Origin of the sequence: Streptomyces sp. NPDC060205 (assembly GCF_042728395.1) — a bacterium.
In the GTDB taxonomy this organism is placed as follows: Bacteria; Actinomycetota; Actinomycetes; order Streptomycetales; family Streptomycetaceae; genus Streptomyces.
The window spans coordinates 1-6,480 of sequence record NZ_JBHWZP010000440.1 but is presented as its reverse complement, the minus strand read 5'-3'; the positions used below and the strand labels follow the sequence as shown (position 1 = coordinate 6,480).

General features: G+C 69.9%; 6 protein-coding genes. 3 read left to right on the top strand and 3 right to left on the bottom strand.

What is annotated here, in order from left to right; genetic code table 11:
- Nucleotides 1-43: 43 nt before the first annotated feature.
- A complete protein-coding gene (locus ACFWGJ_RS40375; RefSeq protein ID WP_387333943.1) occupies nt 44-2,833 on the bottom strand; it encodes a penicillin acylase family protein in 2,790 nt (929 codons plus the stop codon).
- 328 nt (nt 2,834-3,161) lie between these two features.
- On the opposite strand from ACFWGJ_RS40375, the gene ACFWGJ_RS40370 reads away from it, so the two are divergent.
- Nucleotides 3,162-3,770, top strand: coding sequence for a hypothetical protein (locus ACFWGJ_RS40370; RefSeq protein ID WP_387333942.1), 609 nt, complete (start codon nt 3,162-3,164; stop codon nt 3,768-3,770).
- Between the two features lie 46 nt (nt 3,771-3,816).
- Here ACFWGJ_RS40370 and ACFWGJ_RS40365 read toward each other — a convergent pair whose 3' ends face one another.
- Nucleotides 3,817-4,338 (bottom strand): hypothetical protein, encoded by a 522-nt coding sequence (locus ACFWGJ_RS40365; RefSeq protein ID WP_387333941.1) that lies wholly within the window; start codon nt 4,336-4,338, stop codon nt 3,817-3,819.
- Nucleotides 4,339-4,393: 55 nt separating this feature from the next.
- Between ACFWGJ_RS40365 and ACFWGJ_RS40360 the strand changes: the two genes are divergently transcribed.
- Nucleotides 4,394-5,119 (top strand): 3-keto-5-aminohexanoate cleavage protein, encoded by a 726-nt coding sequence (locus tag ACFWGJ_RS40360; RefSeq protein WP_387333940.1) that lies wholly within the window; start codon nt 4,394-4,396, stop codon nt 5,117-5,119.
- Between the two features lie 45 nt (nt 5,120-5,164).
- Here ACFWGJ_RS40360 and soxR read toward each other — a convergent pair whose 3' ends face one another.
- Entirely contained in the window at nt 5,165-5,701 is a 537-nt protein-coding gene (gene soxR, locus ACFWGJ_RS40355; protein ID WP_387333939.1) for a redox-sensitive transcriptional activator SoxR, read from the bottom strand.
- Nucleotides 5,702-5,827: 126 nt separating this feature from the next.
- Between soxR and ACFWGJ_RS40350 the strand changes: the two genes are divergently transcribed.
- Complete coding sequence (locus tag ACFWGJ_RS40350) at nt 5,828-6,289, top strand: MaoC family dehydratase (protein ID WP_387333938.1); 462 nt, start codon at nt 5,828-5,830, stop codon at nt 6,287-6,289.
- Nucleotides 6,290-6,480 lie beyond the last annotated feature (191 nt).

The following is a 6,480-nucleotide window of genomic DNA, read 5'->3' as shown; positions in this document are numbered from 1 at the left end:
CCGCTGCCCCGCCGCCAGGACGTACCTCCGTGCCTTCCCCGCGTCACCGGTGCGAGGTGAACTCCACGACCTGCTGGTAGGTCGGCCGGTTCTGCCAGCTGATCTTCCCGTGCTTGATGCCGCCCAGCGTCCGCTGGTTGACCGAGTCGGCGCACCACTGGTCGCCCGCCGAGCAGAGGTCGTCGCCGGGATAGACCTGCGCGGCGGTCCGGCCGGCCGCCGTCTTGAGCGTACTGATCAGGATGTCCCGGCAGGCGCTGAGGCTGCCGCCGCCGCAGTACGGCTTGGCGAGGCCGCCCTGCACGGACTCGCCGAGCACCGCCCGGATGTCCTTGTGGACATAACTCCACCAGCCGTACTGGAAGGAGCTGCCGGCGTGCGATCCGGTGGGCCCGTGTCCCGCCGAAGGGGCCTCGTCCACGGGGAGGTTGGCGGTCATCGCGGTGTAGAGGTCGCTGCCGAGGCCGGGTTCGAACTCGGCCTTCACCAGCGCGGGCCACCAGGCGTCGAGGAGGCGGATCGCGTCGGCGTTGGCGTAGGCCTTCGAACCGGCGGAGGTCTCCTTGCGTCTGGCGCCCGCGGTGACCCAGTCGGACAGTTTCGTGACGGCCGCCGCGGCCGTCGTGTCGGTGACGGGCGAGCTCTTGATCACCTGGAGCAGCTTCGGCAGGACGTCCTCGGCGCGCAGGTCGGCCAGCGCCGCGTCGGCCATCGCCTTGGTGAGCGACGCCCTGGTCACCCCGCCCGCGGTCACCAGCTTTTTCACGCGGTCCTCCAGGAGGTTGCCGCGGTGGACGGAGCCGTTGCCCCAGGGGGCCGTGGTGTAGTCCTTGGCCTGTTTGTTGTTCCAGGAGATGTAGTAGTCCTGGTCGATGGAGTGGGGGTGGGCGGACGCCGGGGTGTAGTCGGCGGTGTTCGTCGTCGGCGTCCAGTTCCTCCACTCGTACGCCGGCTGCGCCCAGACCGGGAACTCGGCGTCGACGCCGGCCGCGCGTACGGGGTTGTCACCGCTGTTGTAGTAGGCGGTGTGCTGCGAGTCGGCGTAGAACCAGTTGAAGGTGTAGTTGATGTGCTGCACCGCCGCCTGGAAGGTCTGCGGGCTCTTGACGTAGTCCGGGTCGTTGAGCATCTGGAAGCCGATGATCGAGTCGGCCTCGTGCAGGAAGGAGGAGCGCAGCGTGGTGTACGCGACCTTCTTGCCGTCGACCGTGGCCCGGTGGGTGACCGGGCCGTACTTGGTGCGCCAGACCTGCATGCGGTAGGAGCCCGCGGGGGTGCTGTCGGCGGTGGTGGGCTTCCAGGCGTTGGTCTGCTCGATCTTCTCCATGGCCGTGCAGGTGCCGCGGTACAGGTAGTGGGTGTCGTCCTGGCACAGCTCGACGGCGTAGGTGTCGATGATGTCCTGGCCGGAGGTCGTGGCGCTCCACGCGTAGTCCTGGCCGCGGCCGAGTTCGACGTACATGCTCAGGCCCGCGAAGGAGGCGCCGCGGGCGCTGAGTCCCGGGCCCTGGATCTCCTGGAGCATGAGCAGCTGTGGCGCGAAGTAGCCGGTCTGCGGGCCGAAGACGGCGATGGGGTGGCCGCTCGCGGTGGACTTCCCGCTCACCACGAGGGCGTTGGACATACCGCGCCGCGCGGAGCTGAGGGCGCTCGCCGTCGCCGAGGCCGTCGTTCCGGTGGCCGTGGCGGTGGCCGCGCTGCCCGTGCGGTCGTAGACCAGCGGCTCCTCGGTCACCGTGCCCGCGGTGGGCAGTGCGGTGCCCTGCGGGGTCGTCGGTTTGGTGGCGTACGGGAAGCTCTCGCCGTTGTGGACGGTGAGGACGGCCTCGGGGTCGTTGCGCTCGCGGAAGGACTCCCAGACCTTGGTGCCCTCCTGCACGCCGTACTTGGACTGGGCGGCGAGCAGGGAGACGGCGTTGTTGACCTCGCCGCCGCCCCCGGAGCCGAAGAGCGCGCCGATGACGGAGGCCAGCGCGACCAGGTCGGTCTCCTTGAAGTGTTCGATGGTCCCGGCGTTGGTGATGGAGTCCTTGTGGCCGGTCAGGACGTACTCGCCGGGGAAGTAGCGGCCGCTGTCCGAGGCGTCTATGTAGGAGTTGATGCCGTCGAGGTAGGCCCTGACGTCGGCGAGGGCCTGCTGGCCGCGGGCTCCGTTGTTGGCGACGGCGCTGTCGATCTGCGCCTGCAGATCCGCCTCGGTGTACGGGGCGTGGCGCCAGAACTCCTGCTCCAGGCCCTGGTTGGAGGGGGCGCCGCCCGCGAAGGGGGTGAGTTTGCCGCGGCCGACGTGCCGGAAGACGTCCATCAGCCACAGCCGGTCCTGGGCGGCGGCGTAACCGGCGCCGAACTCGGTTCCGTAGCGGGTGGTGCCCGTGATGTGCGGTACGCCGGTCTTCTTGTCGCGGACGATCGTCACGTCGGTACGGCCCGCGGGCTTCAGGGTGGACTCGACCTGGTCGGCGGGGACCCCGAACGAGGCGTCTCTGAAAAAGTCGTTAATTTTGGCGTCGGTGAGCGCGGAATAACCGGACGCCAGATTGCCGTAGGGCGCCAGCTGATCGTCCGCGTGGGCGGGCTGGGTGCCGAAAGCCTGGTTGAGAAGGATCTCGGCGAGGGTCGCATTGCCGTTCTGACCTGCGGGGAGAATGTCCGAGCACTGGCTGCCGCAGTAGTCGTTCGCCGCCGCGGCGGGGGTGTCGGCGGCGACCGCCTGGGAAAGCGGTGACAAAAGACCGGCAATGAGAACGCATACCGAAGCCCCCATGAGGAACTTGGGGAATCTGCGGGGAGTTCTCAGTCTGTCGAGGATGGTGCGTGGGGTACGCCGGGGCATGGCTGACTCCTCACGACGGGGGTGGGCGGGATGTTACTGCCGGTATCCCCGGGTTAGAAGATGAACATGCGTCACTTTCGGCGCCGGAGGGGCCGACGGAGCCCTCCCGGTGCCGCCGACCGCCACGGGACGACGGCCGGGAATGACCCGAGAGACGGCCGACAACCGTCTTGCGGATGGCCGACAACCGGCTGAATGGCGGTTTTATGGCGGTCGCCGAAAAACAGATGGAGCCGAATCGCGTGTCGATACGTCTATTCGGCGACGTCCTTACGACGACGCCGAAGTGACCGAAGTACAGGTGCAGGTGTGACGGAGGTGCAGGGCGATGGCGGGATTCCGCAGTCTGGCGAGACAGGTGCGCGACCCGAGGAGCGATCTGGCACTGCGGCGCTATTCACTGCGCAAGTGCCTTGAGCGGTTCGCTCCTTATGGTCACCGGGCGACCTGGGACCATCTGTGCTCCCGGGCCGGGTTCGACCCCGAGGACCGGTCCCCCGATCCGGTGCGGCTCGTGGCCGCACTGGACGAACTGGAGGCGGCCCGCTCCGTGTGGCTCACCTACGAGGCCGGGTTCGCCCAGCGCCGCAAGAAGGAGAAGCACGACGGTCTGCGCAGCCCAGGCAGCGTGGACGACTGGCACCGGCTCACCTGGGGCGGCTTCGGGGTCGCCTGGTGCGACGACCCCGGGATCCACCCCCATGAACCACTGGCCGAGGTGCTGCGCCGGCTGATCGCCGCCCTGGAGCGCGAGCCCGGCGCCGTCTGCCCCGTCTGCTCGGGCGAGCGCCTCGTCTGGAAGTACGACCTGGCCCACGAACCGTCCTCCGGTCCCGTCTGCACGGCCTGCGGAATCGTGGTCCCCCGACCGGTCCTCACCCCCGAGGCGCTCACGGAGTGCCGCCGGGGACGCCTCCTCGTGGCGGTCGCGGGGTAGCGGCACCGGGGGTGCGCCTGGAGGAGCCGCACCCCCGGGTACACGCCTACGGGACCTTGACGTCGGTGTGGATGGCCAGCTTGAACTCCGCGCACATCAGCGATGTGGAGACCTTCGCGTCCCGCGCGCCGCGCACGGACACCTTCAGGCCGACCGGGGTGCCCGGATGCACGAACATCTGCCACATGTAGGTCCGGTACTGGCCGCCCCGGGTGGGTGACGTGTCGGAGGTGGCTGTCGAGTCGTAGCGCGCCGCCGTGAGATTCAGCGGGTCGCGCACGAAGCGCGCCCGGTACTCAAGACCGCCCGCGTCCGGCTCCCAGAAGACCAGCGCCGACAGGACGCCCCAGCCGTCGTGGCTCGGCCAGATCAGCCCCGAGCGGGCGTCGGGAAACGTCGACGCGCCGGAGCCGCCCTTCGCCGGGTCGTGCATGTTCCAGCGGTCGTACTGCTCCTCGCCCGTGACGTACGGGAAGCGCACGAGGTGGTACCCGTCAGGGTCGTACCTGATCTGCTGGGCCCCCGTGTGCGCGGCTTCCCACTTCAGCGAGCAAATGGCCAGGCTCATCGCCCGTTCCCCTTTCGATCTCCGGTTGTCGGTGGGGCCTGGCACCATCGGGGGCATGGTCCAGGTCTGTGTGAACGGGGGGCGCGGGTCCGGCGACGGGGCGCTCGTGCCGTTGTCGCCGAAAGCGATGGCCGGCTCCGCGGCGGAAGCCGTCGCGGCCGGGGCGTCGGACATCCATGTGCATCCCAAGTCCCCTTGTGGAGAAGACACGCTGTCGGCGAAGGCGGTTGCGGCGACCCTGGACGAAATCAGGTCTCAGGTGGACGTTCCCGTCGGAGTGACCACCGGTGCCTGGGCCGAGCCCGGCCCCGCGGCCCGCGTCGCGCGCGTCCGTGAGTGGAGCGTCCTGCCCGACCACGCCTCGGTCAACTGGCACGAGCCGGGCGCCGAGGAGGTCGCCGCGGCGCTCCTGGCGCGGGGCGTGGGCGTCGAGGCGGGCATCTGGTCCGGCACGGACGGAGCCGCGCGGTTCGCGGCGTCACCGCTGGGTCCGCGGGTGCTGCGGGTTCTCGCGGAGGTGACGGACCCGGATCCGGACACGGCCGAGGACACCGCCCGGCGGCTCCTCGCAGCGCTCGGCGCCGCACACGGCCGCCCCGTCCTGCTGCACGGGGAGGAGGGCGGTACCTGGCCCGTCCTGGACCTCGCCGCGCGCCTCGGCCTGGCGACCCGTATCGGCCTGGAGGACACACTGACCCTCCCCGACGGCCGACGGGCCGCGTCCAACGCGGAGTTGGTGACGGAGGCACTGGCCCGGCGCTCGCGAAACCACCGGCCGTAGCAGCTCCGGAAACCCTCGCTCCGCTCCTCGGGCCCGGGAGCTGCCTCAGCGGCAGTTCCCGGCCTCCGCGTCCCGCTCGGATTCCCGTTCGGACTGCCGCTCCGAGGTCCGGCGTACGCGTTGTCCGCCGCGTTCCACCATGAGGCGGGAGCCGCTCTGCCGCTCGCCGAAGACGTCGTCGGGGTTGGACAGGACGCAGTTCTCCAACGAGAGGCAGCCGCAGCCGATGCAGTCCGTGAGGTGGTCCCGCAGGCGGCCCAACTGCTTGATGCGCTCGTCGAGTTCGGAGCGCCAGGCCTCCGAGAGGCGGGCCCAGTCCTCCCGGGTGGGTGTGCGTTCCTCGGGGAGTTCGGCGAGGGCGTCGCGGATCGTGGCCAGCGGGATGCCGACGCGCTGCGCGGCCCGTACGAAGGCGACCCGGCGCAGGGCGTCACGGTGGTAGCGGCGCTGGTTGCCCGCGGTGCGGCGGCTGCTGATCAGGCCCTTGGACTCGTAGAAGTGCAGGGCCGAGACGGCGGCGCCGCTGCGGGCCGACAGCTGGCCGACCGTGAGTTCATGGATCTTCTCGGGAATCTGGGGCACCCCTCGAACCCTACCCAGCCGGTCGCCCCGGCGGTCCGTTGACAGGGAACCTCGCTGCGGCCATGCTAAGCAGTTGCTTAGGAATATGGTGCCAAGACGCACGCAGCGACGGGAAAGGCCAGGGACATGGCAGAGCCGAGGATCTTCGCGTCCGCCGACGAACTGAAGGCGGCGGTGGGTGAGCAGTTGGGGTACAGCGACTGGGTGGAGGTCGACCAGAAGCGGATCGATCTGTTCGCCGAGGCGACGGGTGACCACCAGTGGATCCATGTGGACCCGGAGAAAGCGGCGAGCGGTCCCTTCGGGACGACCATCGCCCACGGGTATCTGACGTTGTCGCTGCTGCCGCTGTTCGGACCTCAGCTGATCGCGGTCGAGGGCGTGAAGATGGGCGTCAACTACGGGACGAACAAGGTCCGCTTCCCGGCGCCGGTGCCGGTGGGGTCGCGGCTGCGGGCCACGGCGAAGATCACGGCGGTCGACGAGGTGGCGGGTGGGGTGCAGGTGTCTGTCGGCTTCACGGTGGAACGGGAGGGCGGGGAGAAGCCGGTGTGTGTGGCGGAGTCCGTGTCCCGCTACTACTTCTGACGAAGCGGCGCGGTGGCCGGCCGATTGCGCAGTTCCCCGCGCCCCTGAAGACGGCTACCGCCCGTTGGGGTCACCTGCGGGTGCGTGGGGGCTGAGCGCGCAGTTCCCCGCGCCCCTAAAAGCCTCCGCCGTGCGCATCATGTCGTTGGCGGTGTCGTAGTCGTCGCTGCGGGCGTAGGAGGTGGCGGCGG